Below are 24,760 nucleotides of genomic sequence, written 5' to 3'. Positions count from 1 at the left end.
AACAATCCTCCTATCTCCCCCCTAAGGTGCTCATCCCGCCGAGAGTCCCTGGACCCAGCCGTAATCCGGTGCGGACGGCAGGCCCGCGTCCCGACCGGCGCCGACCGCGTCCGCCAGGTGCAGCGCCGCGCCGAGGGCGGCGCGGAACAGCAGCGAGCCGGTGCTCACCCGCGCCACCCCGAGCCGGCCCAGCGTGGCCAGGTCCGGGCCGCCCGTCCGGTGCAACACGTTGAGCGGCAGCCCCACCTCGGCCACCAGCGACCCGACCGTGTCGTCCGGCGCGCCCGGGGCGAACAGCCCGTCGGCGCCCGCCGCCCGGTACGCCGCCGCCCGCTCCAGCGCCGCCGGCCGCGCGTCGGGCACGCCCAGCCACCAGGCGTCGGTGCGGGCGTTGACGAACATCCCCGGCACGGCGGCCTTCACCGCGGCGATCCGCGCGGCGGCGAGATCCACCGGCGCGAGGCTGCCGTCCGGCCGGCCGTCCTCCAGGTTCACCCCCACCACGCCGAGCGCGGCCAGCTCGCCGACGAACCCGGCCACGGCCGCCGGGTCGGCGCTGAAGCCGTCCTCGATGTCGACGGTGAGCAGCACCGGCAGGTCGCGAAGGCGGCGGGCCAGGTCGAGGGTGTCGTCGCGGGTGGCCCCCGTCCCGTCCGGCTTGCCCGCCGCCGCGGCCACCCCGAGGCTGGTGGTGCCCACGGCCGGGTGGCCCCGTGCGGCGAGCGCCGCGGCGGAGGCGTGGTCCCAGGCGTTGGGCAGCAGCAGGGGCCGGCCCGGCCGGTGCAGGGCGCGGAAGGCGGCGGCGCGGTCATTCATGTTCATCGGAACATCACCTCGAGGTCGGTCGGGACACGCAGGGTGGGGTGCGGGGCGTAGCGGGCCGGCGTCCCGGCGGGCCGGCACCGGTCGCGCAGCACGTCGACCACGCCGGCGGCGAGGGCGAGGGCGTGCCATTCGCCCGGGCAGCCCCGGGGGCCGGCGCCGAAGGTCAGCACCCGGCCGGGGCGGCCGGGGCGGAACCGGTCCGGGTCCGGGTGGACGGCCGGGTCCCGGTTGGCCGCGTCGAAGCGGAGCAGCAGCGCCGCGTCCGGGCCGATCTCCCGGCCGCCGAGGCGCAGCGCGCCGGTCGCGACGCGGCGGGTGGCGCGCACCGGCGGGTCCAGGCGCAGCACCTCGGCCAGCAGGTCGGCGGTGTCGAGCGGGGCCGGTGCGCCCAGCCCGTGCCGGACGGCGGCGCCGATCAGCCCGGCGGTGGCGTCGGCGGCCTGCACCAGCAGCCCGATCCGGTTCGCGGCGGCCTCGGCCGGAGCCGGCGGCGACAGGGCCAGCAGTGCGGCCACCGCCCGGTCGGCGCGGGCCACCGCCGCCCGCTCGGCGCCGGGATGGTAGGCGGCGGCCACCGCGGTCACCGCCGGCGCGGCCGCCGCCGGGTCGGCCAGGCCGAGCCGCGCGGCCAGCACCTCCAGGGGTACGCGCCGCGCCAGCCGGCCCATCACCTCCACCCGGCCCGCCGGCCCGGCACCGGGGAGCCGGTCCAGCGTCTCGCCGGCCAGCCGGGCGGCGGCGGCGCGCAGCTCGTCCGGGTCGAGGTCGCGGAGCGCGGCCACTCCGAGCGCGCGCCGGCCGGGATGCCGGTCCGGGGCGCTGAACCGGCTGACCGTCGCGCGCAGCCAGGCCAGGGTGCCGGGCGGCCCGCCGGACGCGACCGGCACCACGCACCGGGGATCGGTCAGCACGGCGACGACATCGGCGTGCCGGGTCACCACCCAGCCGTCGTCGGCGGGTACCGGCGGTTCGCAGACGGGCGTGTCCGGGGCGGGCGGGATCATGGGCCAACTCATCGCTCGACGGTAGGGCCGGCTCCCTTCGGCGCCGGCCGAACTGTCGTGCCGCCGCCCGCGCGCCCGGGGCGGGCATCTCCCAGGGGACGCCGCCGCGCATCGCCGGCGACTAGCCTCGACGGCGTGCGTACGGTCGAACTGCTCTGCTCGGCGGAGCTGGAGGAGGCGGTACGGGAGGCCTGGGATCGGCTAGCCGCCGCCGGCCTGCCGAGCCTGGCCCGCCACCCGCACCCGACGAACCGGCCGCACCTGACCCTCGCCTCGGTCGACGAGTTCCCGCCCGGCGCGGAGCAGCGCCTCGCCGACCTCTGCGACGCGGCGCTGCCGCTGCCGGTCCGGCTGGACCGGGTGGCGGTCCTCGACGGCAGCGCCCCGCTGGTCTGGCTGCTCCGCCCCACACCGCAGCTGACCGCCCTGCACGGCGCGGTCTGGGACGTGCTCGCCGGGGCGCCCGGGCCGCAGCCCTGGCACCTGCCCGGGCGCTGGGTGCCGCACCTGAGCCTGGCCCTGCGGTTCCGCGACGCCGACCGCCGCCGGGCCCGGGCGGTCACCGGCCCGGAGCGGCCGGGCGGGGAGTTCGTGGCGGCCCGCAGCTACGACAGCGACACCCGGACGGTCCACGAGCTGACCCCGGCCTGCCCGCACCCCGGCCCCTGACCGGGTCCACCCGCACGCGGCCCGGCCCGACCGGGGCCGCCCGTCGTGCGGACGGCCCCGGTCGCACCGGTCAGCGGTGGAACCGCAGGTAGTCGAACTCCGCGGTCACCGCCGGGGTGGCGCCGCCGTGCGCGACCAGACCGATCCGGGGCGTGGTGTCGGCCGGGAAGGTCCAGACCGCGCCCCACGTCCAGTGCGTGCCGTCCCGGCTGGAGCCGGCCCGGAACTCGTGCTCCCCGGTGGCCCGGTCGACGTGGTGGGCCAGTCGCAGCCAGGTCGTGGTGGCCGGGGTGCCGACGATGCTGCCGCCGTACACCGGCTGGCCGGCGAAGGGCAGCTCGTAGCCGTACTCGACCTGGCGGGTGTTCCAGATGGCCACCTGGGCGAGCCGGGCGAACCGGTCGTCGTCCACGTACGCCACGAGACCGGCCTGCTGGTAGTTGCGGACCACGTCCTCGCCCAGGTCGAGGGTCACCTTCGTCTCCGCGACGTAGTCGCCCGCGGGCGCGTCGCGCAGCAGCACCCCGGCCGTGTTGCCGGTGCCCACCAGGTCGGTCGACTCGACCGGCCAGCGCAGGGCGCCGCCGCTCACCGTGGCGGCCGGGTTGGGCCGGATCCACTGCCAGGCCGGGTCGAGCCCGTCGGAGAACTCGTCGGAGTACCGGGACGGCACCGGGCCCACGCGGGGCGGGGCGACCGGGTGCCGGACCGGGCGGTACAGCGCGGCCGCGCTGACGTTGTCGAACTCGGCCGGGCCGCCGTCGGCGCGCAGCGCGAGCGGGCCGGCCGCCGGCCGGGTGAGCGTCAGCGCCACCACGGCGAGCTGGTCGCCGAGGCGGGCCGGGCTCAGCTCGGCGACGAGCTGGTGGTCGCGTACCTCGACGGCCAGGTTGTACCGGCCGGTGCGGTCGAGCCTGGCGGGCAGCGGCACGCTCGCCGTCGCGCCGCCGCTCTCCCGGGCGGTCAGCCGGCCGCCGCCGACGGTGACCTCGACCCGGCCGAGCCGCAGCCCGGCCGTTCCCGCGCCGGCCGGCCGCAGGTCGGCTTCGGCGCGGACGTCGCCGCCGATTCCGGCCCGGGCGGTCAGCGTGCCGGTGCCGGAGAGCACGCCGCCGCTCACCCGCCAGTGGCCCCCGCCGGCCCGCCAGCCAGCGAGGTCGGCGGTGTCGAAGCGGGCGTCGATCCGGCCGGTGGTGACCGGCGCGGGCCGGGCCCTGTCGGAGGGGCCGGCGCCGGCGTTGACGGTCGGCCAGCCGTCCACCCAGTCGAGGCGGTCCAGCAGCATCGGCCGCTCGTTGATCCCGAACGGCTCGTCCAGGTACGGGTCGGCCCGGTCGATGGCGTGGTAGGCGATCCAGTCCTGCCCGGACAGGTCGGTGACCACCGCGTTGTGGCCGGTGCCGATCCACCGGTTGCCGTTCTGGGTGAGCACCGGCGTGCCGCCGGCCCGGGAGGCGTCCAGCCGCTGGCCGTCCCGGTCCACGAACGGCCCGCGCGGGTCACGCGCCCGGCCGACCTGGACGGAGTAGCCGGTGGCCGGGCCGGCGCAGCAGTTCGCCGTGGAGGCGAACAGCCAGTACCAGCCGTCGTGACGCAGCACGTAGCCGCCCTCGAACTTGTTGTCGACGGCGACCAGGCTCGGCGCGCCGACCGCGTGCAACCCGTCCGGTGACAGCTCGGTGACCGAGATGCCGCCGTAGTAGCTGCCGAAGTAGAGGTACGACCGGCCGTCGGTATCGGTGAACTGGCTGGGGTCGATGGTCCAGAGGTAGCCGCCGCCCCCGCCGGGTCGGGGGGCGACCACGGGCGTGTCGGAGAACGTCCACGGTCCGGCCGGGGTGGGCGCGGTGGCCGCCCCGATCGCGGTGTCGAAGGTGTCGCCGGAGACGGTGGTGTCGGTGACGGTCACGTACATGACCCAGCGGTCGGCGACCCGGCGCACGTCGGGCGCCCAGAACGCGGCACCGGGTTCGGCGAAGGGCGGCCGCTGGTCCGGGGCGAAGGCGTCGCCCACGAAGGTCCAGTCGACCAGGTCGGCAGAGCGGGCGATCGGCACCCGGTGCGCCTGGCGTTCGCCCTCGCGCAGCGGGTCGGAGGTGCCGAAGGCGTACCAGAGGCCGTCGTCGCCACGGACGACGGCCGGGTCGGCGAAGGTGTCGGCGAAGCCGGCCGAGACCGGGTTCCGGTAGCGGTCGGCCCCGGCGGCGGGCGCGCCCGCCGCCGCCGTGGACGTGGCCAGCAGCAGCGTGAGTGCGGCGGCGAGCACGCCGCCGCGGTGGAGATGTCCCATCAGGCCTGCCTCAGAGGTAGACGGAGGTCACTGCGGTGCCCCCGCTTTCTACAACGTTGGAGACAACGATGTAAAGGGCGACGCGCGCACACGTCGGTGAGGACCGAACCGTTCCCGTGCCAACATTGCCCGCATGACCACCCGCACCGAGGGCCACGCACTCGCCGGGCTCGCCACGCTGCTCGCCGACCCGACCCGGGCCAGCTTCTGCCTCGCCCTGCTCGACGGGCGGGCCTGGACGGCGGGCGAACTGGCCCGGTCCGCCGGCGTGGCCCCGTCCACCACGAGCGACCACCTGACCCGGCTGGTCCGCGGCGGGCTGCTGGTCGAGGAGCGGCAGGGCCGGCACCGCTACGTCCGCCTCGCCGACCCGTCGGTGGCCCAGCTCATCGAGGACCTGGCCGGCCGGGCGCCCGCCCCGGCGGCGCCGCCCCGCACGCTGCGCGCCGCGTCGGCCCAGGCATCCCTCGCGTACGCCCGGACCTGCTACGACCACCTGGCCGGCCGGCTCGGCGTGCTGGTGCACGACGCCCTGCTGGCCCGGGGCGTGCTCGACCGCGCCGGCGGCCTGGCGCTCACCCCGGCCGGGATGGGCTGGCTGGCCGACCTCGGCGTGCCCGTCGAGCCGCTGAGGGCCGGCCGGCGGCCACTGGTCCGGGACTGCCTCGACTGGACCGAGCGCCGCCCCCACCTGGCCGGCGCGCTCGGCGCCGCGCTGTGCCGGCACTTCCTCGACGTCGGCTGGACGACACGGGGCGCCGGCCGGGCGCTGCGCCTCACCCCGGCCGGCCGCCCCGCCCTGGCCGCCGCCCTCGCGCTCGACCCGGCCGCACTCGCCCCGCCCTCGCGCGACACCGGCCCCGCCCGCGCCTGACCCCCGCCGGCGCTGCGTCGGTCGCCGCGCTCCGGACGGTGCGACGCTCCAGGTGGCCGCCGGGCCGGGTCAGAGCCAGCCCGCCTCGCGGGCCCGCCGGACCGCCTCGGCCCGGTCGGCGGCGCCGAGCTTCTGCACGCACGCGGAGAGGTGGTTGCGGACCGTCCCGGCCGCCAGGTGGGTCCGCCGGGCGATCACCGCCACCGGGGTGCCCAGCTCGGCCAGGCGCAGCGTCTCCAGCTCCCGCGGGGTGAGCGGGCATTCCGGCAGGGTCAGCGCGTCGGCGGCGAGGGCCGGATCGACGTACCGGGCGCCGGCGTGCACCCGGCGGATCACGTCGGCCAGGGCACCCCCGGGCGCGCCCTTCGCGAGGAACCCGCGGGCGCCCGCCGCCAGTGCCGGCCGGAGGTGGGCGGGCCGGCCGTGCCCGGTGAGGATCACCGTGGCGCAGCCGGGCAGCACGCGGGCCAGCTCGGCGGCGACCTGGACCCCGCCGGGCGGCGGCATCTCCAGGTCCAGCACGGCGACGTCGGGCCGGTGGGCCAGCGCGGCGGCCAGGGCGGCCCGCCCGTCGGCGGCGTGCGCCACCACCTCCAGGTCGGGCTCCAGGTCGAGCAGGGCCGCGAGGGCGAGGCGGATCAACTCCTCGTCGTCGGCCAGCAGCACCCGGATCATGACGGCACCGGCACGGTCGCCACCAGGTGGAAGACCCCGTCCTCGGCGTACGCCCGGACGGTGCCGCCGGCCGGGGCGAGCCGGTCGGCCAGCCCGCGCAGCCCGCCGCTGAGCGCGTCCGGGCCGGGGCTCGCGGCGCCGTCGTTGCGTACGGTCATCGTCACGAGGCCGTCCTCTCGGGTGAGTTCGATCCGGCACCAGTCGGCCCGGCTGTGCCGCAGCACGTTCGTCCCGGCCTCCCGCAGCACGGCGGCCAGGTCGGCGGCGACCGGCGCGGGCAACTCGCCGGCCAGCGGCACCAGGGTGCAGCGCACCCCGCTGGAGCGCAGCACCTCCCCCACCGCGGCCAGCTGCTCGGCCAGGTCGACGGCGCGGTAGCCGTGCACGGCCTCGCGTACCCGGCTCAGGGCGGACCCGGCGAGCCGGCGCACCTCGGCGGCCTCCCGGCCGGCCCGGGCGGCGTCGAGGGGTGCGAGCCGCTCGGCCAGCTCGGCCTTGAGCGCGATCACGGTGAGGTCGTGGCCGAGCAGGTCGTGCACGTCGCGGGCGAACCGCAGCCGCTCCTCGGCGGCGGCGAGCCGGGCCCGGGCGGCCTGCCCCTGCCGGGCCTCGACGACCAGGTCCCAGAACCAGACCTGGAGCCAGGTGACCGCGGCGACGCCGGCGCCGACGCCACCGGTCACGAGGAGGGCGGTGGGCAGCGGCCCGCCGGTCGCCAGCGTCACGGCCGCCGAGGCGCCGAGCACCCCCGCCGCGGCCAGCAGGGCGCGCAGCGGCCGGAACAGCAGCGGGGACATGCCGACCAGGGACGCGCCCAGCCACGCCCAGGTGGGCCAGGCGCCGGCCGCGACCGGGCCGACCAGCGGCAGGCTGAGCAGGGCGGCCACCGCCAGCGCGGCGTGCCGGCGGCGGCGGGCGCGCCCGTCGAGCCAGGGAGTGACCGCCCCGTGCAGCACCGCCGCCTGGGCGGCGGCGAAGCCGGCGAGCCCGAGCACGCCGAGCGCCACCCGTCGCGGCTCCGGCTCCCGGCTGAGCCCGACGCAGGGCAGCAGCAGGGTGGTCCCGACGTTCGTCGCCAGCGACAGCAGGGTGAGCTGCCGGGCCCGCCGCAGGCGGCGGTCCGCCGGTTCGACCGTCATGTCCGCCGATCCTAGGGCCGCCGGCCGCCCGGTCCACCCCTGCGGAATGTCACGCCGCACCCGTGCGGGCCGCACGGTTTTCCGGTGACGGACGCCCATGGTTCCGCGCGCGGGGCGCCGGCAGGCTCGGGGCATGACGGAGACGACGGTACGCGTACCCCTGCGGGCGGACGCCCGACGGCTGGCCGGACACCTGGCCGGGATGGTCGTGGCGATGGTGGTCGGCATGCTCCTGCTCGGCCCGCTGTGGCGGGCCGGCGCCGGGTGGCTGGGTGGCGCGGACGCGCTGGCCCGGGCGGATGTCGGCGCGCTGGTGATGGCGACGGACATGGGGCTGGGCATGGCCGCGTGGATGTGGCACCGCGGCCACGGGTGGGCCGCCACGGCCGAGATGGTGGCCGTCATGTACGTCCCGTTCCTGCTGCTGCTCCCACCGTGGTGGGCCGGGATGGTCGGGGACGACGCGCTGATGCTCGGCGGCCATCTGCTGATGCTGCCGGCGATGGCGCTGGTGGCGCTGCGGCACCGGCACGCGCACCCGGCGCCGGCCCGCCGCCATCCGGTGGTCGCGGCGGTGGCGCGCCGGTGGCCGACCGGGTTGGCCCTGCTCATGACGGTGGACCTCTGGGTGGCGCCGACCGTGTTCTCCCCGTGGACGCTGCTGGTGCTGCCGGCCGGCTACCTGCTCGTCGGCACCTGGCGGCGGCAGTGGGGCGACCGCCGGAACCTGGCGTGGCAGCTCGCCGGGCTGGCCGGCTGGGGCGGCCTGGCCGTGGGCGCCCTGCTCGGGCCGGACGGCCCGGCCGGCGTGCTGGTCGGCCTCGGCTGGCTCGGGCACGCCGCCTGGGACGTGGCGCACCACCGCACCGGCCGCGTGGTGCCCCGGGGGTACGCGGAATGGTGCGCCGTGCTGGACGTCGCCGTGGGGGCGACCACCCTGCTGGCCGTCCTGTCCGGGTGAGCCGGCCGGGGCACGGGGCCCGGCCGGATCATCCTCGACGTGGCGGGGGCGACGGTTTGCGGCGGTCGCCGCGACGGCCGGGCGGGGGTGATGAAAGGCTTGCCCCATGAGTTCCGCACCAACCCCGACCGATCCCGCCCAACCCGCCGAGGACGAGGCCGCCGCCTTCGCGGACCTCGGGCTGCGCACCGAGCTGCTGAACGCGCTCGCCGTCCTCGGCTACGAGGAGCCGACCCCCATCCAGCGGGAGGCGATCCCGCCGCTGCTCGCCGGCCAGGACCTGCTGGGGCAGGCCGCGACCGGCACCGGCAAGACCGCCGCGTTCGCCCTGCCGCTGCTGCAGCGCATGCCCGACGACCGTCCCGGCGGGGACCCGGTGTCCCTGGTGCTGGTGCCGACCCGGGAGCTGGCCGTGCAGGTCTCCGAGGCCTTCCACCGCTACGGCAAGGACCTGGGCGCGCGGGTGCTGCCGATCTACGGCGGCCAGCCGATCGGCCGCCAGCTGCGCGCCCTCGACGCCGGCGTGGACGTCGTGGTGGCGACGCCGGGCCGGGCGCTGGACCACATCGCCCGGGGCACCCTGCGGCTGGGTGCGCTGGCCACGGTCGTGCTGGACGAGGCCGACGAGATGCTCGACATGGGCTTCGCCGAGGACATCGAGGCGATCCTGGAGCACGCCCCGGCCGGCCGGCAGACCGTGCTCTTCTCCGCCACCATGCCGGCCCGGATCGACGGGCTGGCCCGCCAGCACCTGACCGACCCGGTGCGCATCCAGATCGAGCGCGAGCGGACGGTCGCCGGTGAGGCGCCGCGGGTGCGACAGAGCGCGTACATCGTCGCGCGGGCGCACAAGCCGGCGGCCCTGGGCCGGGTGCTGGACGTGGAGTCGCCCACCGCGGCCATCGTGTTCTGCCGCAGCCGGGAGGAGGTGGACCGGCTCACCGAGACGATGAACGGCCGCGGCTACCGGGCCGAGGCGCTGCACGGCGGGATGAGCCAGGAGCAGCGCGACCGGGTGATGGGCCGGCTGCGGTCGGGCACCGCCGACCTGCTGGTCGCCACCGACGTGGCGGCGCGCGGGCTGGACGTGGAGCAGCTCACCCACGTGGTCAACTACGACGTCCCGTCGGCGCCGGAGTCGTACGTGCACCGGATCGGCCGGGTGGGCCGGGCCGGCCGGGAGGGCGTGGCCATCACCCTGGCCGAGCCGCGCGAGCACCGGATGCTCAAGACCATCGAGCGGGTCACCGGTCAGCGGATCGCGGTCGACAAGATCCCCACGGTGGCCGACCTGCGCACCCGGCGGCTGGAGCTGACCCAGGCGGCGCTGCGGGAGTCGCTGCTGGAGGACGACCTGGAGCCGTTCCGGGCGATCGTCGAGTCGCTGACCGACGAGTTCGACCTCATGGAGGTCGCGCTGTCCGCGGTGCGGCTGGCCCACGAGGCCACCCTGCCCGGCACGGCCGACGAGGAGGAGGAGATCCCGCAGGTCGCGGTCCGCCCCCAGCGGGAGCCCCGGCCCGGGTACGACGGCCGGGACCGGCGCGGTGGCGGCGGGCGCCCCCGCTCGGGCGGCACCACCCAGGTCTTCATCGGCCTGGGCCGGCGCGCCGGGGTACGCCCGCAGGACCTGGTCGGGGCGATCACCGGCGAGACCGGGATCAGCGGCCGGGACATCGGCTCGATCGAGATCGCCGACCGGTTCTCCCTGGTCGAGGTCCCGCACGGGGTCGCCGACGAGGTGATCCAGGGGCTGCGCGGCAGCACCATCAAGGGCCGCAAGGCCACCGTGCGGCGGGACCGCGACCGGGACGGCGACGGCGGCGGCGGCGACCGGCGCTTCGACGGCGACCGCCGGGAGCGCCGCGACCGCCGCTGACCGGTAAGGAGGGGCCCCTTCTTAACACCCGCTTGTTAAGAGGGGCCCCCTGCTATGCGCGAAGCGTTAACAGGGGGCCCCTCCTTTCACGTCAGGCCGCGGCGAGCGGCTGGCCGCCCAGGGTCTCCGCGTCGACGTCGGCCGGGCGCAACGCCAGGGCGAGCACGTCGGCCACGTCGGCGAGGGTGTGGACGGTCAGCGCCTCGCGGACCTCGGCGGGCAGGTCGTCCAGGTCCGGCTCGTTGCGCTTCGGGATGATCACCTCGGTCAGGCCGGCCCGGTGGGCGGCGAGCAGCTTCTGCTTCACGCCGCCGATGGGCAGCACCCGGCCGGAGAGGGTCACCTCGCCGGTCATCCCGAACTCGGGGCGGACCGGCCGGCCCGTGACCAGCGAGGCCAGCGCCGTGACCATGGTGATGCCGGCACTCGGGCCGTCCTTCGGCACCGCGCCCGCCGGGAAGTGCACGTGGATCCGCCGCCCGGCGAGGGCGTTCGGGTCGATGCCGAGGCGTCGCCCGTTGGAGCGCAGGTAGGACAGCGCGATGTGCGCCGACTCCTTCATGACGTCGCCGAGCTGGCCGGTGAGGGTCAGCCCCGGCTCGCCCTCCATGCTGGTCGCCTCGATGAACAGCACGTCGCCGCCGGCGCCCGTGACCGCCAGGCCGGTGGCCACGCCCGGCACCGCCGTACGCTCCGCCGACTCCGGGGTGAACTTCGGCCGGCCCAGGTAGCGGGCGAGGTTGTCGGTGTCGACGCGGACCGGCGCCGGGTCGGCCGACAGCGCCACGGTGACCTTGCGCAGGATCTTCGCCAGGGCCCGTTCGAGCTGCCGGACGCCGGCCTCGCGGGTGTACTCCCCCGCGATCAGCGCCAGCGCGCCGTCGGTGACGGTGACCTCCTCGGCGGTCAGCCCGGCCCGCTCCCGCTGCCGGGGCAGCAGGTGGTCCCGGGCGATGGCCACCTTCTCGTCCTCGGTGTAGCCGTCCAGGGTGACCAGCTCCATCCGGTCCAGCAGCGGGCCGGGGATGCTGTCCACCACGTTGGCGGTGGCCAGGAAGAGCACGTCGGACAGGTCGAGGTCGACCTCCAGGTAGTGGTCCCGGAAGGTGTGGTTCTGCGCCGGGTCGAGCACCTCCAGCAGGGCCGCGGCCGGGTCGCCGGCGTAGCCGACGGCCAGCTTGTCGACCTCGTCGAGGAGCACCACCGGGTTCATCGAGCCGGCCTCGCGCAGCGCGCGGACGATCCGGCCGGGCAGCGCGCCCACGTAGGTGCGCCGGTGGCCACGGATCTCCGCCTCGTCGCGGACGCCGCCGAGGGAGACGCGGACGAAGTTGCGGCCGAGCGCCCGCGCCACGGACTCACCGAGGCTGGTCTTGCCGACGCCGGGCGGGCCGGCCAGGGCGAGGACCGCGCCGGAGCCGCGGCCGCCGACCACGCCGAGGTTGCGCTCGGCGCGCCGGTTACGCACCGCCAGGTATTCCAGGATGCGGTCCTTCACGTCGGCCAGGCCGGCGTGGTCGGCGTCGAGCACCGCACGCGCCGCGGCCAGGTCGGTGTTGTCCTGGGTACGCGTGTTCCACGGCATCTCCAGGACGGTGTCCAGCCAGGTGCGGATCCAGCCCGCCTCCGGCGAGGCGTCACTGGCCCGCTCCAGCTTGCCGACCTCGCGCAGGGCCGCCTCGCGGACCTTGTCGGGCAGGTCGGCCGCCTCCACCCGGGAGCGGTAGTCGGCGGAGCCGTCCGGCTCGTCCTCGCCGAGTTCCTTGCGGATCGCGGCGAGCTGCTGGCGCAGCAGGAACTCGCGCTGCGACTTCTCCAGTCCCTCGCGGACGTCGCTGTTGATCCGCTCGGTGACCTCCTGCTCGGCCAGGTGGTCCTTCACCCAGCCGACCAGCAGCTCCAGCCGGGCGGTGACGTCCGGGGCGGCGAGCAGCTCGGTCTTCTGCGCCAGGGTCAGCCAGGGCGCGTAGCCGGCCGCGTCGGCCAGCTCGGAGAGGTCGGTCATCCGCTCCATGGCGTCGATGACCTGCCAGGCGCCGCGCTCCTGGAGGACCGAGGTCATCAGGGCGCGGTACTCGCGGGCGAGTTCCCGGGCGCGACCGGCCGGGGCGGGTTCGTCGAGGGTGGTCGCCTCGACCCAGAGGGCGGCGCCCGGTCCGGGCACGCCGGAGCCGATCCGCGCCCGGGCGAGGCCGCGGACCACGGCGGCCGGCTCGCCGCTGGGCAGCCGACCCACCTTCTCGATGGTGGCGATCACGCCGACCGAGCCGTACTCGCCGTCGAGGCGGGGCACGGCGAGCAGCCGCTTGTCGCCGCTGGCACGGGCCGCGTCGACGGCAGCCTGGGTGGTCGGGTCAAGGGTCACCGGGATGACCATGCCGGGCAGCAGGACGGCGTCGGTCAGTGGAAGTACCGGAAGAGTTGCCATCGAACACCTGCTATCGCGTTGAGTTGAGCGTGTCAGGCTCAAGTAACAAACCGTCTCCCTTGTTCCGGCTTGTGACCCACACCACTCCGGCAGCCATGCGAACCCGCCGCGGCGCACGGGAACGCATTTGACCCCGCGCGGATAACCCGACCCGCCGAATGGCGAAGGGCGGGTATTGTTGCGAAATTGCCGCGAGATACGTCAAACTCATAGCCACACCCCGCCCGACACAGGGAGTAATGGCGATGGCAAGGAAAGTAATCACCGTTCTGACCGACGACCTCGACGGCGGAAAGGCCGATCGGACCGTCGAGTTCAGCCTGGACGGTGTGGCGTACACGATCGACGTCTCCGACGAGAACGCCGGCGTCCTGCGCAAGGCGTTGGACCCGTACATCAGCGCTGGCCGACGGATCGGTCGCGGCCCCGTCGAGGCCGGTCGCCCCGCCCGTGGAGGCGCCCGCCCGAGCACCTCGGGAATGGACCGCGAGCAGAACCGCGCCATCCGGGAATGGGCCGTCAAGAACGGCTACGAGATTTCCGAGCGGGGCCGCATCCCCGTCTCGGTGGTGGAGGCCTACAAGAACCGCTGAACCCTCCCGGTTCACCGTCGGGCATCCCGGGGTCACGCTGAGAAATCGGCGTGACCCCGGTCGGCTTTTCCCGGCGTTAACATTTTTCAGCCGGGCGGGGTGTCCCGGCAGGCCACTTCGTCCCGGCGTCGGCCCTCCCCGAGGGCCCGCGCTCCCCGACCCGGGAGCCCATCGGTGCACGTCAGCATGGCGACCAGCGCCGGCACGGCCGGCCGGCCGAACGAGGACTTCGCCGGCGCCGTTCCCGGCGCCGTGGTCCTGCTCGACGGCGCCGGCATCCCGGGCACGGAATCGATCTGCTCCCACGGCGTCGCCTGGTACACCCACCGTCTCGGCGGCGCGCTGCTCGGCCGGCTGTCGCGCGGCGACGGGCGGGACCTCCCGACGATCCTCGCCGGTGCGATCGACGAGATCGCCGCCGGGCACCGGGGCACCTGCGACATCACGCACCCCGCCAGCCCCCAGGCGACGGTGGCGATCGTCCGCGCCCACCGGGGCCGCCTGGACCACCTCCTGCTCGCCGATTCCGTCCTCGTCCTCGACCGCATCGGGGGCCCGCAGGTCGTCACGGACGAGCGGGAGGTCGCGGCCCGGCGCGCCTGCTCCACACCGCTGGCGGGCGTTCCGGTGGGCACGCCGGAGTACGACCGCGTCCGCGCCTCCTGCGCCGAGGCGCTGCGCGCCCGCCGGAACCAGCCGGGCGGCTACTGGATCGCCAAGGACGATCCGCACGCGGCGGAGGAGGCGGTCACCGGCAGCCGGCCCCTGGGCGACCTGGACGCCGTCGCGCTGCTCAGCAACGGCGCCAGCCGCGTCGTCAGCCCGTACGACCTGACCGACTGGCCCGGTGTGCTGGAGCTGCTTGCCGACGGCGGGCCGCCGGCCGTCCTGCGCCGCGTCCGGCAGGCCGAGGCCGGCTCCACAGACCCCGCCGCGCCGGTCCCGGACGACGCCACCGTCGTGCACTGCACCCACCTGACGCAGTCCGCGAGCGGCGAGCGGTGACCGGGCAACGGCGGAACCGCCCGGGGCGGACCCCCGGGCGGCTCCGGCCGTCGATGCTCAGTTGACCCGGATCCGCACCGCGTCGAAGGCGGGGGTCTGGTTGGCCCGCTCCATCATCGGGATGCGGTGCGAGCCGTCACCGGCCCAGACCGCGCACTGCGCCAGGCCCGACTGGGGCAGGCCGGGAACCTGGATGGTCACCTGGTCGGCCTGGTTGCCGCCGCCGCCGTCCTCGGTCGCCACGAAGAACGCCGGAACGTCCTGCGGATTCGCCGGAGCCGCCTGGGTGGTCTGCAGCATCCGGCAGGCGGTGTGGAAGTGGCCGCGCACCAGGCCCTCGTCGTTGAGCAGCGAGCTCTCCACGTAGTAGCCACCCTGGCCGGCGGCGAGGAAGCGGTCGCGCACCAGGTTCCGGGTGCTGACCCGGAGGGTGAACGGCTGGTTGCGCTGGACCCGGTTCGGGAACTGCGTGATGAGCAGCGACGGGTTGTTGGCGGCGGAGCCGACCTCGCCGAACGCCGTGCTCACGCACCGGTTGCCGTTCTGGAAACCGTCGTGCGCCTGGAGCTGGCTGTTGGTGCAGTCCTTGGCGAGCACGCCCAGGCCGTTGTTCCCGCCGTTCTGGCCCCCGTTGTTGCCACCATTGTTACCGCCGTTCTGGCCGCCGTTCTGGCCACCGTTCTGGCCACCGTTGTTGCCGCCGGTCGGCGTGCTCGTCGGCGCGCCGGTCTGCCCGCCGTTGTTGCCACCGCCGTTGTTGCCGCCGCCGTTCTGGCCGCCGTTCTGGGCGTTGTCGGCGATGGCGCACCGGGCCAACTGGTCCAGGCCCTGCGGGCGCTGGGCGACCCGGCCGATGGCCGTCGCGATCCGGTTCAACGTCGCGGTCCGCTTCTCGGCGAGCGGCCGCAGGATGGCGTTGTTGATGAAGTCGCCGCCGTTGCGCCCGTCGGCCGCCAGCCGCCGGTTGGCCTCGGCGATCTGGTCGTTCAGCAGGGCGAGGTTGCGGTCGACCTCGCCGCGCGCCTGCTCGGGCACCTGCGGCAGCTTGCTCCGCACGTCGGGGCAGGCCACGGTCGGGGTCCCGGCGCCCGCGCCGCCACCCCTGGTCTGCTGGCACTCGGCGGCCGACATCTGCCCGTCACCCCAGTGGTTGCGCACCCAGCGGCCGTTCTGCCAGGTCCGGGTGGTGCTGCCGCGGCCGTCCGGCGCGGTGGCGCCCGGGCTCGGGGCCACACAGGACGCCGAGGCGGCGCGGACGGTGGTCCGCCGGTCCTGGGCGGACGAGATCTGGGTGACGGCGACGATTCCGCCGAAGACCGCGAGCGTGCCGACCACGGCCAGCAGACGCTTGCTCCGCGCGTTACCGGATGACCGGCGCGCCCGTGTGGACCTGCGCATCGAATTGCTCTCCTTCTCGATCCGGTAGTTGACTGGTGACCCCGGCGGACCGATGGATTTCGGGGTGAGGATCACTGCGACGTTCCGGCCGCACGTCGATGACCGACGATGCCCTTTCCGCACCGTCCCCGCGCCGTCCGGCGCGGCGGGGAAGATCTGCGTCCATTCCCGCTTAGGTACGGAGCCGGCACGGCGAAGGTTCAACCGGGGATCGGGAGAATTCGCGGAGATTTCCGGGGCGGCCGGACGCGGCCCCGCGACGCCGGGTCAGTCGGCGCAGAGATGGTCGAAGGCGAAGCCGCCCTCGAACTCGTCGCGCCGTGCCGCCAGCCGCCGGATCCGCGCGCGTACCTCGTCCCGGTCCACCAGGGACGGTTCCGCGGCGTCGAGGTCGCGCAGCCGCTCCCCGATCGCCACGGCGGCCAGGTCCTCGGCGAGCCGGCCCGGGTCCACGCCGCAGGAGAAGCGCTGGGCCACCAGGTGCACCCGCTCGACCAGGCACCGGCCGGGCCACACCTCGACCCAGCTCCAGCCCTCGGCCGGGCCGTCCGCCCACCGCACGTGCAGCCCGCGGACGATCGGGTCGGCGAGCCGGCGCTCCACGTACGCCTCGACGGCGGCCGCCCGGGTCAGCGCCCCGAGGTCGTTGACCGGTCCGCGCCGGCCGTCCGGGAGGCGGCCGACGATGTCCCGGAACCCGACGGCGTCGCCGGTGTCCGGACCGGTGCCGGCGGCGTAGCCGCGCGCGTCGATGACGTACTCGACGAGGCGGCGGGCGTGGTCGGCGGCGCGCAGCGTCGGCGACTCGACCCGCAGCAGCGGCAGCCCGACGGCGGCGCAGACCGCGCTGGTCATCCGTTCGGCCCGGCGGGCCGGCGACCCGGCGGGCGCGGGCGGGGCGAACTGCACGGCGAACAGCGGCAGGCCGGTGTCGGCGGCGCAGACCACCTGGTCGAGGCCCTCCCGCCCGGCGGTGCTCCACTGGTGCCCGGTGACGCCCGGCGGCCGGCCCTGCACCAGCTCACCGAGCCGCCGGGCGGCATAGCCCAGGTGGCCGGCGCGGGTGAGCTGCGGCGCGACCCCGGGCGGGATCGGACGCAGCCAGGAGGTGGCCACGCTGCCGGTGCTCGTCATCTCGCCAGATCCATCCGTCGCTGGTGTCGACGCCCGAGTCTAGGGCTTCGATCATGGCGGTCGCCTCCGCGGTGCGGCGGAATCCGGTTGCCCGGTCCGGCCGGGACCGGTGGAATCGCGCGTGTGACGATCTTCCTGACCACCGGACGGCTGGTGCTGCGCGAGTTCACCGCGGACGACGCCCCGCTCCTGACCGGGCTGGACGGCGACCCGGCGGTGATGCGCTACCTGACCGGCGGCCGGCCCACCCCGGCCGGCGAGATCCGCGACCGGGTGCTGCCCACCATGCTGGCCGCGTACCGCCGGCCGCCCGGGCTGGGCTGGTGGGCGGCGGAACGGCGGACTGACGGGGAGTTCGTCGGCTGGTTCGAGTTCCGCCCGCTGCGCGACGGCGACCCCCGCGAGGTGGAGCTGGGCTACCGGCTGCGCCGGGCCGCCTGGGGCGCCGGATACGCCACCGAGGGCGCGCGGTCACTGGTCGGGCACGGCTTCACGGCGCTCGGCGTGGAGCGGGTGGTGGCGACCACCATGGCGGTCAACACCGGGTCCCGCCGGGTGCTGGAGAAGGCCGGGCTGGCGTACCGACGGACGTTCCACCAGGACTGGCCGGAGGCGATCCCCGGCTCCGAACACGGTGAGGTGGAGTACGCGCTGACCCGCGCGGAGTGGGCCTTGAGGCCGGGGACGGTCCGCCGGTCGTGCTGAGCCCGGTCGACCGGGCGGTCCGCCTGGCCGACAAGGAGTTCCAGCTGGTCCCCTCAGCGCCGCGGCCGGCCGAGCGCCACGGCCGGAGGACTGTCCCGCCCCGAAACGGGTACGCCCCGCCGGTCCGGTCGATCGCGGGCGAGCGGGGGTGGGGCATGACGCGCGGGCAGTTCGGTTTCCTGGCCGGCTTCCTGGTGGTCGCGGTCTGGGCGCTGGGCGGCGCCGGGGCGGCGGCCGCCGCCACCGTGGCCGGCCTGGTCGGGTGGCTGCTGGTCCGGGCGCGCGACGGGCACGTCAGTCTGCCCGGGCTCGCCGACCGGGCGACCGCCGACCGGCGCCGTTGAGGCGGACCGGGATGACCGGCACCCTGCCCCGGCGCGCCGCCGCCCCACCCGCGCCGGTCACCTGGCCGGAGGACCGGACCGCCGGGCTCGCCGAGGAGGCGGCCCGGGGCATCCACGCCGTCACCGATCCGGTGGCCACGGTGCGCGCCGACGGCGCCGCCGTCCGGGTCGACCTGGACGTGGTGATGGCGCACGGCGCGCCGCTGAGCGCGGTGGCCGAGGTGGTCCGCCGCCGGGTGGCCGCCCGGATCGAGGCGCACACCGGGCTGACCGTCGAAGCGGTCACCGTCACGGTGGTCGACCTGCGCCTGCCCGGCGAGCCGGCGAGCCCCGGCGCCGAACGGGACGACCGCGACCGGCGGCGGGCGGCCGGTCCCGGCGCGGACGCGCGGGAGGCGACGTGAGCGCCAACACCGGCAGGCGGAGCGGGCCGTGCGCACGGTGAACCGGGTCGCCACCCTGCTGCTCGCCGTGGCCCTGCTGGCCGGCGGCGTGCTGGCGGCCGTCGCGGGGCTGCTCGCCGCGCTGGGCCGCGCCGGTCCCCTGCCGTCCGGGTGGTCGGCCACGCTGACCACGGTCCGCTGGGAGGACCCGCCGGTACGCGGGGTCGCCGCCGCCGTCACCCTGCTCGGCCTGCTGGTGCTCGGCGCCGAGCTGCGCCGCTGGCGGCCAGCCCGGCTGCGGCTCACCGACGGCGACGGCTGGCACCTGCACCGCCGCTCGGTGGAGCGGCGGCTCGCACGGGCGGTCCGGTCGGTGCCGAGCGTCCGCCGGGCCCGGGTCCGCGTCCGCCGGCGCGGCGACGCCTGGCGCCCCCGGGTGACCGCCACCGGCGACCCGGCCGCCCGCGCCGACGTCGAGTTCGCGTTGCGCCGGGAGCTGGACCGGCTGACCGCGCCCCGCCGCGACCCGATCGAGGTCCGGCTCGTCCCCGCCCGGCGGGCGCCGTGAGCAACGCCGCCCACCGGCTGCTGTGGACGGTGCTCGCCCTGCTGCTCGTGGCGGCGGGCGGCACGGCGTCGGCGGTCGGGGCGGGCCGGCTGCCGGGCGGCGGCGTGCCACTGGTCGGGGCCGGGCCGGTGAGCTGGTGGCGGGCCGGCGCGCCGTGGAGCGCCCTCGCGGTGGCCGTTGGCGGGTTGTTGCTCGCCCTGCTCGGGCAGCGGCTGCTCGCCGCCGGGCTGCGGGTGCCGGACCGCCTCGGCGGCACGCTGGCGCACCGCGGCGACGGCGCCGACCGCACCCGCGTGGCGAGCGGTGTGCTGACCGGCGCGCTGGAACGGGATCTGCTGCGGGCGCCCGGAGTCCGCCGCGCCCGGGTGGTGCTCACCGGCCCGGTCACCGGCCCGGACGTGTGGGTCGAGCTGCGCCTGGCCCCGTCCGCCGGGATCGGCGCGGCCCGCGCGCACGTCGACGCGGCGGTACGCCGGTTCGCCGCCACGGTCGGCTGCCGCCCCGCCCACCTGGACGTGACGGCGCTGGTGGACGAGACGGCCCGCTGAGCGGCCGCCCCGACCGGTCCCGGCCCCCGCACCCACGACCGTCGATAGGCGACGATGGGCCGGGGCGAGGAAGGGAGCCGTCGTGCGGGTGGTGTCGCTGGTGCCGTCGTTGACCGAGGCGGTGGCGCTGACCCGCCCCGAGGTGCTGGTGGGCGCCACCGACTGGTGCACCCACCCGGCCGGGCTGGACGTCGCGCGGGTGGGCGGGAGCAAGTATCCGGACCTGGACCGGGTGCGCGCGCTGGAGCCCGACCTGGTGCTGCTCAACGAGGAGGAGAACCGCCTCGCCGACGCGGACGCGCTGCGGGCGGCCGGCGTGCCCGTGCGGGTCACCTTTCCCCGTACCGTGCCGGAGGCGCTGAGCCAGCTCGGCGAGCTGGTCGCCGCGCTCGGCGTGCCCGGCGAGCCGGACTGGCTCCGGGACGCGCGCCGGGCGTGGGTCACGCCGCCCGCGCCGGCCACGCCGCGGGCGGCGGTGGTGCCCGTGTGGCGGCGCCCCTGGGTGGTCCTGGGCCGGGACACGTTCGCCGGTGACGTGCTGCGCCGGCTCGGCGTCACCAACCGGTACGCCGACCACCCGGAGCGCTACCCCCGGCCCGGCCTCGACGAGCTGCGCGGGCGGGAACCGGAGCTCGTGGTGCTGCCGGACGAGCCCTACCGGTTCACCGCCGACGACGGGCCGGAGGCGTTCCCCGGCGTGCCGGCCGCGCTGGTCTCCGGCCGGCACCTCACCTGGTACGGGCCCTCGCTCGCCGAGGCGCCCGCACTGCTCGCCGCCCAGCTCGCCGCGGCCACCTGAGGCCGCCGTCGGTCAGGCGACCGGGGTGGCGTGCACCGGGTCCAACTCCCTGAGCGTGGTGTCGTCCACGTCGTACCCGATGGCGTTGCGCACCGCGACCACGCCGCCGACCTGCCCGGCGAGCCGGCCGCCCCGGTCAGAGGCGCCCGGCACGCCACGGCGGGCCGACCGGACCGGGTCGAGAGGGGACCAAGGTCCCGGTCCGGAGGGCGCCGGTCGGCCCTGCTGGTCGACCGGCCGGAGCGGTGGAATGAAGGTGCCACCGGAAAGCGCGGTGCGAGGCACAGGAAGGGACGTGGAGACCATGACCGCGACGATCGAGCGGACCACCGCCAACACCATCGCCCCGGCGGCCGAGACCACCCGGGACGCCGAGACCACCCGCCGGAAGGCCACCCGGTACGTCTTCGCCGGACTCAGGATCGCCCTGGGCTGGACGTTCCTCTGGGCCTTCCTCGACAAGATGTTCGGCCTCGGCCACGAGACCGCGGCGAAGGCCGCCTGGATCAACGGCGGCAGCCCGACCAAGGGGTTCCTGACCTTCGGCGCGGCCGGCCCGTTCAAGGGGTTCTACCAGGAGATCGCCGGCGCGGCGTGGGCGGACTGGCTGTTCATGCTCGGCCTGCTCGGCATCGGCGTGGCCCTGCTGCTCGGCATCGGCACCCGGGTCGCCGCGGTCGCCGGCGGGCTCCTGCTGGTGATGATGTGGACGGCCGTGCTGCCCCCCGAGAACAACCCCTTCATGGACGACCACCTCATCTACGCGGGTCTGCTGGCCGGCCTGGCCCTGGTCAACGCCGGTGACACCCTCGGCCTCGGTCGGGCCTGGGCGAAGCTTCCCGCCGTCGCGCGGCTGCCCTGGCTGAGGTGAGGTCACCGCGGGCCGTACCCACCGGGCGGGCGTCACCGAGAGGCGGCGCCCGCCACTCTCGTGCCGCCCACCGGTCCCCGCCGCCACGCCGCGGCGGGGACCGACGCGTATCGGCCGGCCGCGATCCGGCAGGATCGACGGGGACCGCACTTGTCAGCACCGAGGAGACCCGCTCATGGAGAAGCCCGAGGTTGGCCCGATCGAGGGCGCGCCGCCCGCCGATCTCGTCATCGAGGACATCACGGTCGGCGACGGCCCGGAGGCCCGCCCCGGCCAGCTGGCCAGCGTGCACTACGTGGGCGTGGCCCACTCGACCGGCCGCGAGTTCGACGCGTCGTACAACCGGGGTGACACGTTCGAGTTCCCGCTCGGCGGCGGCCAGGTCATCGCCGGCTGGGACCAGGGCGTGGTCGGCATGAAGGTCGGTGGCCGACGCCGGCTGACCATCCCGCCGCACCTGGGCTACGGCGCCCGGGGCGCCGGTGGCGTGATCAAGCCGAACGAGACGCTGGTCTTCGTGGTGGACCTCGTCGGCGTCAGCTGACCCGCGGACCGTTCGTCGGGGCCGTCGGCGTGCCGCCGGCGGCCCTGGGACGTCCGGCCGGTCAGGCGGCGGCGCAGCCGACCAGCTCGTGAGCCGACTCGCGGGCCGACTCGCGGATCGGCAGCACCCGGTGCAGGCCGGTGGCCCGCAACACCCGGGTGACCACCGGGTCGGGGTCGACCAGCACCAGCTCGCCACCGCGGGCGCGGACCCGCAGGTGGGCGGCGACCAGCGCGCGCACCCCGGCGGCGGAGAGCAGCCGCACACCGGAGAGGTCGAGCCGCAGCACCGGCCGGGCCGGCGCGGCCCAGAGCGCGGCCCGGAACGCCGCCACGGTGGCGATGTCGATCTCGCCGACCGCCCGCAGGTCCACCACGTGGTCGCTGACGCTCGTCGCCACATGGAACCGGTCGCCGCCCTCTCGCATGTCCCCGAACCTATCCCCCACCACCGACAGTTCCGGCCGCCCGCGGGCGGGGTTCCGGGTAGGTCCCGGGTGGGACCCTGAGCGGCCTCGGGGTCATCCCGCAGGCTCGGGGCCGCGACCGCGCCGCGGACACGCCGCCGGGGGCTCCCGGCCGGGGCATCGGCGGGGGAGAATGGCCGGATGGCCGTCCCCCGCCCGCGCGTGCCCCTGCTGATCCGACCGGTCCGTGAGCCGGCCACCGTGCCACCGCCGCTGGACGGGCCGTGGGCTCCCACCGACGTGCGGCTCGACCGGGCCGACCTGCTGCCGCTGCCCGACGGCGCGCACGGCCCGGAGGACGTGCTGATCGACCCGGAGGGCCGGGTGGTCAGCGGCGACGAGGACGGCCGGCTCTGGTGGTGGCCGGCGGACGCTTCGGCCGGCACCCGCCCCACGCTGCTCGCCGAGACCGGCGGCCGGCCGCTCGGCATCGAGCTGGACCCGGTCGACGGCGGGCTGGTGGTCTGCGACGCCTACCGGGGGCTGCTGCGGGTCACGCCCGACGGCGCGGTGCACGAGCTGACCGGCGCGGCGCCACCGGTGCACCTGGCCGACAACGCCGCCGTGTCCCGGGACGGCACGATCTACTTCACCGACTCGTCGGACCGGTTCCCGCTCTCGCACTGGAAGCGGGACCTGCTGGAGCACCGGCCCAACGGCCGCGTGCTGGCGTACGACCGGCGCACCGGGCGCACCGAGGTGGTGGCGGGCGGGCTCTACTTCCCCAACGGGGTGGCGCTCACCCCGGACGAGTCCGCGCTGATGCTGGTCGAGACGGCCACCCACCGGCTGCTCCGGGTGGACCTGCCGGACGGCCGGGCCACCGTGCTGGCCGACCTGCCGGCCTATCCGGACAACGTCTCCGCCGTGGGCGACGGGACCTACTGGATCGCGCTGCCCAGCCCGCGGCTGCCGATCATGGAGAAGCTGCTGCCCCATCCCCGGGTCCGCCAGCTCGTGGCCCTGCTGCCGGGTGCGGTGCAGCCGCAGCCCCGCCGCTACGGGCTGGTCGCCCTGGTGGACGGGGCCGGTCGGGTGCTGCGCACCCTGCACGGTCCGAGTGGGGCGTACCCGATGGTCACCGGCGTGCGGCAGCACGGGCGGCACCTCTGGCTGGGCAGCCTGACCGCGACGGGCGTGGCCCGGGTCGACCTGGACTGAACGGCGCGGGGCCGGCCCGCGCTGGTCGGTTCGGCCTGAATGGAACGGCGCGGGGCCGGCCCGCGCTGGTCGGTTCGGCCTGAATGGAACGGCGCGGGGCCGGCCCGCGCAGTTTGCGGGCCGGCCCGGCCGTTCCTCCCCGGTGGTCAGCCGCCGCTGTTGCTCTTGGACGGGGCGGGGGCGGGCGACGACCCGCCGGCCACCGCGCCCGGGTGCGGCGTGGCGCTGTGCGTGGGCTTCAGCCCGGCCGGTACGGGCAGCGCGCTGCCCTTGACGAACTCGTCCCAGCCGACGTTCCAGGCCGTGAAGCCGTTGCCCTGGTCGAGCTTCACCTCGGTGCCCTTGACGGTCACCAGGTCGCCGACCTGGGTGATGCCCATCAGCCAGTCCGCGGCGGCCGCGGAGACGTTGGTGCAGCCGTGTGAGGTGTTGGTGAAGCCCTGCTCCCCCTCCGACCACGGGGCGGAGTGGATGAACTCGCCACCCCAGGTGAGCCGCTGGGCGTCGTCCACGTCGACCACGTACGGATCGGCCGAACCCCGGGTGTCGAAGGTGGTCCGGTCGAACTTCTCCATGATCACCATCTTGCCGCTGGAGGTGGGCGTGCTCGACTTGCCGAGGCTCACCGGAACCTTGCGGAGCAGCTTGCCCTCCCGGAAGACGGACATCTGCTTGGTGGCGTTGTCGATCTCGAGCGAGACCTGCCGGCCGATCGTGGAGGTCGCGCTGTGGTCGGCGTCGCCGATGGCGTCCTTGCCGATCGGCAGCCCCTCCAGGGCGCTCCGGACGCTGATCTTCGTGCCGGACTTCCAGAAGTCGGGCGCCCGGTATTCGACCTGCTTGCCGTCCGCCATCCAGGACCAGGTGCCCGGCTGCGGCGGGTCGGTCTTCACGAACAACCGGCGCTGCACGTCCGCTCTGGCCTCTTTCGGAATTGGCGGATCGAATGCGACGACCACCGGCATCGCCGTCCCGTACGTCTGCTTACTGGTGAAATAGAGCTCGCTCGTGACGGTCGGTTTGGTGGATTTCGCCATCGTGGTGAACGTCGTCTTCTGCGTGGTGGTCCGCCCGGAATCGCCGGTCGCGGTCACCTCCGCGGTGTACGTCCGCGAATTCTCCAGCGGCCGGTCCGGCACCCAGCCCGACCCGTCCTCGCGCGGCTGCGCCGGCACCGGCCGGCCCTTGTCGTCGGTGAGCTTCACGGCGGTCACCTTCCCGCCGCTGACCGTCGCTCCCACCTCGGCGCTGACCGGCACACCCTTCGTCCGGTCCACCGGGGTGAGGGTCACCGACGGCGGGGCCGCCGCCTTGCCGTGACCGGGCTTGACTGCCTCCCGCTGGCCGGCGGTGCACCCGCCGACCACCAACGGTGTGGCTGCGATGGTCACCGCCAATAGCGTCAATCGCCGCCTCACGTCCATATTCCGCACCCCATTTCCAGTCCCCCTTGGTTCACATTCTGTACGGCCCTCGGGACGGCGTGGCATATTCGGC

At 76.1% G+C, this 24,760-nt stretch carries 26 protein-coding genes; 15 read left to right on the top strand and 11 right to left on the bottom strand.

Annotated features, from left to right (window positions below; genetic code table 11):
- Nucleotides 1-30 precede the first annotated feature (30 nt).
- Complete coding sequence (locus RMN56_RS24745; protein ID WP_313719939.1) at nucleotides 31-822, bottom strand: isocitrate lyase/PEP mutase family protein; 792 nt, start codon at nucleotides 820-822, stop codon at nucleotides 31-33.
- Complete coding sequence (locus RMN56_RS24740; RefSeq protein ID WP_313719938.1) at nucleotides 819-1,841, bottom strand: cytochrome P450; 1,023 nt, start codon at nucleotides 1,839-1,841, stop codon at nucleotides 819-821. Before RMN56_RS24740 ends, RMN56_RS24745 begins: the two co-directional genes overlap by 4 nt.
- Before the next feature lie 123 nt (nucleotides 1,842-1,964).
- On the opposite strand from RMN56_RS24740, the gene RMN56_RS24735 reads away from it, so the two are divergent.
- Nucleotides 1,965-2,498, top strand: coding sequence for a 2'-5' RNA ligase family protein (locus RMN56_RS24735; RefSeq protein WP_313719937.1), 534 nt, complete (start codon nucleotides 1,965-1,967; stop codon nucleotides 2,496-2,498).
- 70 nt (nucleotides 2,499-2,568) lie between these two features.
- Here RMN56_RS24735 and RMN56_RS24730 read toward each other — a convergent pair whose 3' ends face one another.
- Nucleotides 2,569-4,788, bottom strand: a complete 2,220-nt coding sequence (locus RMN56_RS24730; protein WP_313719936.1) for a family 43 glycosylhydrolase — start codon at nucleotides 4,786-4,788, stop codon at nucleotides 2,569-2,571.
- 133 nt (nucleotides 4,789-4,921) lie between these two features.
- Between RMN56_RS24730 and RMN56_RS24725 the strand changes: the two genes are divergently transcribed.
- Nucleotides 4,922-5,662: an ArsR/SmtB family transcription factor gene (locus tag RMN56_RS24725; protein WP_313719935.1), complete on the top strand. Its 741-nt coding sequence runs from the start codon at nucleotides 4,922-4,924 to the stop codon at nucleotides 5,660-5,662.
- 69 nt (nucleotides 5,663-5,731) lie between these two features.
- Here the strand turns inward: RMN56_RS24725 and RMN56_RS24720 are convergent, their stop codons facing one another.
- Together RMN56_RS24720 and RMN56_RS24715 are read right to left on the bottom strand one after the other, a co-directional pair.
- Nucleotides 5,732-6,337: a response regulator gene (locus tag RMN56_RS24720; RefSeq protein ID WP_313719934.1), complete on the bottom strand. Its 606-nt coding sequence runs from the start codon at nucleotides 6,335-6,337 to the stop codon at nucleotides 5,732-5,734.
- On the bottom strand, nucleotides 6,334-7,476 hold the full coding sequence (locus RMN56_RS24715; RefSeq protein WP_313719933.1) for a sensor histidine kinase: 1,143 nt from the start codon (nucleotides 7,474-7,476) through the stop codon (nucleotides 6,334-6,336). Before RMN56_RS24715 ends, RMN56_RS24720 begins: the two co-directional genes overlap by 4 nt.
- Nucleotides 7,477-7,609: 133 nt before the next feature.
- Here RMN56_RS24715 and RMN56_RS24710 point away from each other — a divergent pair, with 133 nt between their 5' ends.
- On the top strand, nucleotides 7,610-8,437 hold the full coding sequence (locus RMN56_RS24710; protein WP_313719932.1) for a hypothetical protein: 828 nt from the start codon (nucleotides 7,610-7,612) through the stop codon (nucleotides 8,435-8,437).
- A 106-nt stretch (nucleotides 8,438-8,543) separates the two neighbouring features.
- A complete protein-coding gene (locus tag RMN56_RS24705; RefSeq protein WP_313719931.1) occupies nucleotides 8,544-10,316 on the top strand; it encodes a DEAD/DEAH box helicase in 1,773 nt (590 codons plus the stop codon).
- A 91-nt stretch (nucleotides 10,317-10,407) separates the two neighbouring features.
- On the opposite strand, the gene lon is transcribed toward RMN56_RS24705, so the two are convergent.
- On the bottom strand, nucleotides 10,408-12,744 hold the full coding sequence (lon, locus tag RMN56_RS24700; RefSeq protein WP_313719930.1) for an endopeptidase La: 2,337 nt from the start codon (nucleotides 12,742-12,744) through the stop codon (nucleotides 10,408-10,410).
- A 245-nt stretch (nucleotides 12,745-12,989) separates the two neighbouring features.
- Between lon and RMN56_RS24695 the strand changes: the two genes are divergently transcribed.
- Both RMN56_RS24695 and RMN56_RS24690 read left to right on the top strand, forming a co-directional pair.
- Nucleotides 12,990-13,337: a histone-like nucleoid-structuring protein Lsr2 gene (locus tag RMN56_RS24695; protein WP_262286501.1), complete on the top strand. Its 348-nt coding sequence runs from the start codon at nucleotides 12,990-12,992 to the stop codon at nucleotides 13,335-13,337.
- Nucleotides 13,338-13,511: 174 nt separating this feature from the next.
- The gene (locus RMN56_RS24690) at nucleotides 13,512-14,342 is read left to right on the top strand and encodes a hypothetical protein (RefSeq protein WP_313719929.1); all 831 of its coding nucleotides are present in this window, start codon (nucleotides 13,512-13,514) and stop codon (nucleotides 14,340-14,342) included.
- Nucleotides 14,343-14,399: 57 nt separating this feature from the next.
- Here the strand turns inward: RMN56_RS24690 and RMN56_RS24685 are convergent, their stop codons facing one another.
- A complete protein-coding gene (locus RMN56_RS24685) occupies nucleotides 14,400-15,740 on the bottom strand; it encodes a hypothetical protein (protein ID WP_313719928.1) in 1,341 nt (446 codons plus the stop codon).
- A gap of 267 nt (nucleotides 15,741-16,007) precedes the next feature.
- Nucleotides 16,008-16,874 carry a hypothetical protein gene (locus RMN56_RS24680; RefSeq protein WP_313719927.1) on the bottom strand — a complete coding sequence of 289 codons (867 nt, stop codon included), beginning with the start codon at nucleotides 16,872-16,874 and terminating at the stop codon, nucleotides 16,008-16,010.
- Nucleotides 16,875-16,997: 123 nt separating this feature from the next.
- Between RMN56_RS24680 and RMN56_RS24675 the strand changes: the two genes are divergently transcribed.
- The 6 genes from RMN56_RS24675 to RMN56_RS24650 all read left to right on the top strand — a co-directional run bounded on the left by RMN56_RS24675 (nucleotide 16,998) and on the right by RMN56_RS24650 (nucleotide 20,221).
- On the top strand, nucleotides 16,998-17,579 hold the full coding sequence (locus RMN56_RS24675; protein ID WP_313719926.1) for a GNAT family N-acetyltransferase: 582 nt from the start codon (nucleotides 16,998-17,000) through the stop codon (nucleotides 17,577-17,579).
- Nucleotides 17,580-17,734: 155 nt separating this feature from the next.
- Nucleotides 17,735-17,923 (top strand): hypothetical protein, encoded by a 189-nt coding sequence (locus tag RMN56_RS24670; protein WP_313719925.1) that lies wholly within the window; start codon nucleotides 17,735-17,737, stop codon nucleotides 17,921-17,923.
- Between the two features lie 11 nt (nucleotides 17,924-17,934).
- Nucleotides 17,935-18,327: an Asp23/Gls24 family envelope stress response protein gene (locus RMN56_RS24665; protein ID WP_313719924.1), complete on the top strand. Its 393-nt coding sequence runs from the start codon at nucleotides 17,935-17,937 to the stop codon at nucleotides 18,325-18,327.
- Nucleotides 18,328-18,355: 28 nt separating this feature from the next.
- Complete coding sequence (locus tag RMN56_RS24660) at nucleotides 18,356-18,874, top strand: hypothetical protein (RefSeq protein ID WP_313719923.1); 519 nt, start codon at nucleotides 18,356-18,358, stop codon at nucleotides 18,872-18,874.
- A complete protein-coding gene (locus RMN56_RS24655) occupies nucleotides 18,871-19,422 on the top strand; it encodes a hypothetical protein (protein ID WP_313719922.1) in 552 nt (183 codons plus the stop codon). Before RMN56_RS24660 ends, RMN56_RS24655 begins: the two co-directional genes overlap by 4 nt.
- A gap of 82 nt (nucleotides 19,423-19,504) precedes the next feature.
- The gene (locus tag RMN56_RS24650; protein WP_313719921.1) at nucleotides 19,505-20,221 is read left to right on the top strand and encodes a helical backbone metal receptor; all 717 of its coding nucleotides are present in this window, start codon (nucleotides 19,505-19,507) and stop codon (nucleotides 20,219-20,221) included.
- A 12-nt stretch (nucleotides 20,222-20,233) separates the two neighbouring features.
- Here the strand turns inward: RMN56_RS24650 and RMN56_RS24645 are convergent, their stop codons facing one another.
- The gene (locus tag RMN56_RS24645) at nucleotides 20,234-20,374 is read right to left on the bottom strand and encodes a hypothetical protein (RefSeq protein ID WP_313719920.1); all 141 of its coding nucleotides are present in this window, start codon (nucleotides 20,372-20,374) and stop codon (nucleotides 20,234-20,236) included.
- A 142-nt stretch (nucleotides 20,375-20,516) separates the two neighbouring features.
- Between RMN56_RS24645 and RMN56_RS24640 the strand changes: the two genes are divergently transcribed.
- Both RMN56_RS24640 and RMN56_RS24635 read left to right on the top strand, forming a co-directional pair.
- Nucleotides 20,517-21,092: a DoxX family membrane protein gene (locus RMN56_RS24640; RefSeq protein WP_313719919.1), complete on the top strand. Its 576-nt coding sequence runs from the start codon at nucleotides 20,517-20,519 to the stop codon at nucleotides 21,090-21,092.
- Nucleotides 21,093-21,267: 175 nt separating this feature from the next.
- Nucleotides 21,268-21,636: an FKBP-type peptidyl-prolyl cis-trans isomerase gene (locus RMN56_RS24635; protein ID WP_313719918.1), complete on the top strand. Its 369-nt coding sequence runs from the start codon at nucleotides 21,268-21,270 to the stop codon at nucleotides 21,634-21,636.
- Between the two features lie 61 nt (nucleotides 21,637-21,697).
- On the opposite strand, the gene RMN56_RS24630 is transcribed toward RMN56_RS24635, so the two are convergent.
- Nucleotides 21,698-22,063 carry an STAS domain-containing protein gene (locus RMN56_RS24630; protein WP_313719917.1) on the bottom strand — a complete coding sequence of 122 codons (366 nt, stop codon included), beginning with the start codon at nucleotides 22,061-22,063 and terminating at the stop codon, nucleotides 21,698-21,700.
- 180 nt (nucleotides 22,064-22,243) lie between these two features.
- Here RMN56_RS24630 and RMN56_RS24625 point away from each other — a divergent pair, with 180 nt between their 5' ends.
- Complete coding sequence (locus RMN56_RS24625; protein WP_313719916.1) at nucleotides 22,244-23,263, top strand: SMP-30/gluconolactonase/LRE family protein; 1,020 nt, start codon at nucleotides 22,244-22,246, stop codon at nucleotides 23,261-23,263.
- A 146-nt stretch (nucleotides 23,264-23,409) separates the two neighbouring features.
- On the opposite strand, the gene RMN56_RS24620 is transcribed toward RMN56_RS24625, so the two are convergent.
- A complete protein-coding gene (locus tag RMN56_RS24620) occupies nucleotides 23,410-24,687 on the bottom strand; it encodes a L,D-transpeptidase (protein ID WP_313719915.1) in 1,278 nt (425 codons plus the stop codon).
- Nucleotides 24,688-24,760 lie beyond the last annotated feature (73 nt).

The sequence above is a fragment of the Micromonospora halotolerans genome, from assembly GCF_032108445.1.
GTDB lineage: Bacteria > Actinomycetota > Actinomycetes > Mycobacteriales > Micromonosporaceae > Micromonospora > Micromonospora halotolerans.
The sequence above is the reverse complement of the archived record's forward strand: the minus strand, read 5'-3'. Positions and strand labels throughout refer to the sequence as shown.

Bases quoted from the DNA above. Each gene is read 5' to 3' on its own strand.
- RMN56_RS24710 (WP_313719932.1), top strand. From the start codon at position 7,610: ATGACGGAGACGACGGTACGCGTACCCCTGCGGGCGGACGCCCGACGG.
- RMN56_RS24635 (WP_313719918.1), top strand. From the start codon at position 21,268: ATGGAGAAGCCCGAGGTTGGCCCGATCGAGGGCGCGCCGCCCGCCGAT.
- RMN56_RS24695 (WP_262286501.1), top strand. From the start codon at position 12,990: ATGGCAAGGAAAGTAATCACCGTTCTGACCGACGACCTCGACGGCGGA.
- RMN56_RS24715 (WP_313719933.1), bottom strand. From the start codon at position 7,476: ATGACGGTCGAACCGGCGGACCGCCGCCTGCGGCGGGCCCGGCAGCTC.
- RMN56_RS24745 (WP_313719939.1), bottom strand. From the start codon at position 822: ATGAACATGAATGACCGCGCCGCCGCCTTCCGCGCCCTGCACCGGCCG.
- RMN56_RS24725 (WP_313719935.1), top strand. From the start codon at position 4,922: ATGACCACCCGCACCGAGGGCCACGCACTCGCCGGGCTCGCCACGCTG.
- RMN56_RS24670 (WP_313719925.1), top strand. From the start codon at position 17,735: ATGACGCGCGGGCAGTTCGGTTTCCTGGCCGGCTTCCTGGTGGTCGCG.
- RMN56_RS24625 (WP_313719916.1), top strand. From the start codon at position 22,244: ATGGCCGTCCCCCGCCCGCGCGTGCCCCTGCTGATCCGACCGGTCCGT.
- lon (WP_313719930.1), bottom strand. From the start codon at position 12,744: ATGGCAACTCTTCCGGTACTTCCACTGACCGACGCCGTCCTGCTGCCC.
- RMN56_RS24665 (WP_313719924.1), top strand. From the start codon at position 17,935: ATGACCGGCACCCTGCCCCGGCGCGCCGCCGCCCCACCCGCGCCGGTC.
- RMN56_RS24705 (WP_313719931.1), top strand. From the start codon at position 8,544: ATGAGTTCCGCACCAACCCCGACCGATCCCGCCCAACCCGCCGAGGAC.
- RMN56_RS24730 (WP_313719936.1), bottom strand. From the start codon at position 4,788: ATGGGACATCTCCACCGCGGCGGCGTGCTCGCCGCCGCACTCACGCTG.
- RMN56_RS24680 (WP_313719927.1), bottom strand. From the start codon at position 16,874: ATGACGAGCACCGGCAGCGTGGCCACCTCCTGGCTGCGTCCGATCCCG.
- RMN56_RS24720 (WP_313719934.1), bottom strand. From the start codon at position 6,337: ATGATCCGGGTGCTGCTGGCCGACGACGAGGAGTTGATCCGCCTCGCC.
- RMN56_RS24630 (WP_313719917.1), bottom strand. From the start codon at position 22,063: ATGCGAGAGGGCGGCGACCGGTTCCATGTGGCGACGAGCGTCAGCGAC.
- RMN56_RS24685 (WP_313719928.1), bottom strand. From the start codon at position 15,740: ATGCGCAGGTCCACACGGGCGCGCCGGTCATCCGGTAACGCGCGGAGC.
- RMN56_RS24740 (WP_313719938.1), bottom strand. From the start codon at position 1,841: ATGAGTTGGCCCATGATCCCGCCCGCCCCGGACACGCCCGTCTGCGAA.
- RMN56_RS24620 (WP_313719915.1), bottom strand. From the start codon at position 24,687: ATGGACGTGAGGCGGCGATTGACGCTATTGGCGGTGACCATCGCAGCC.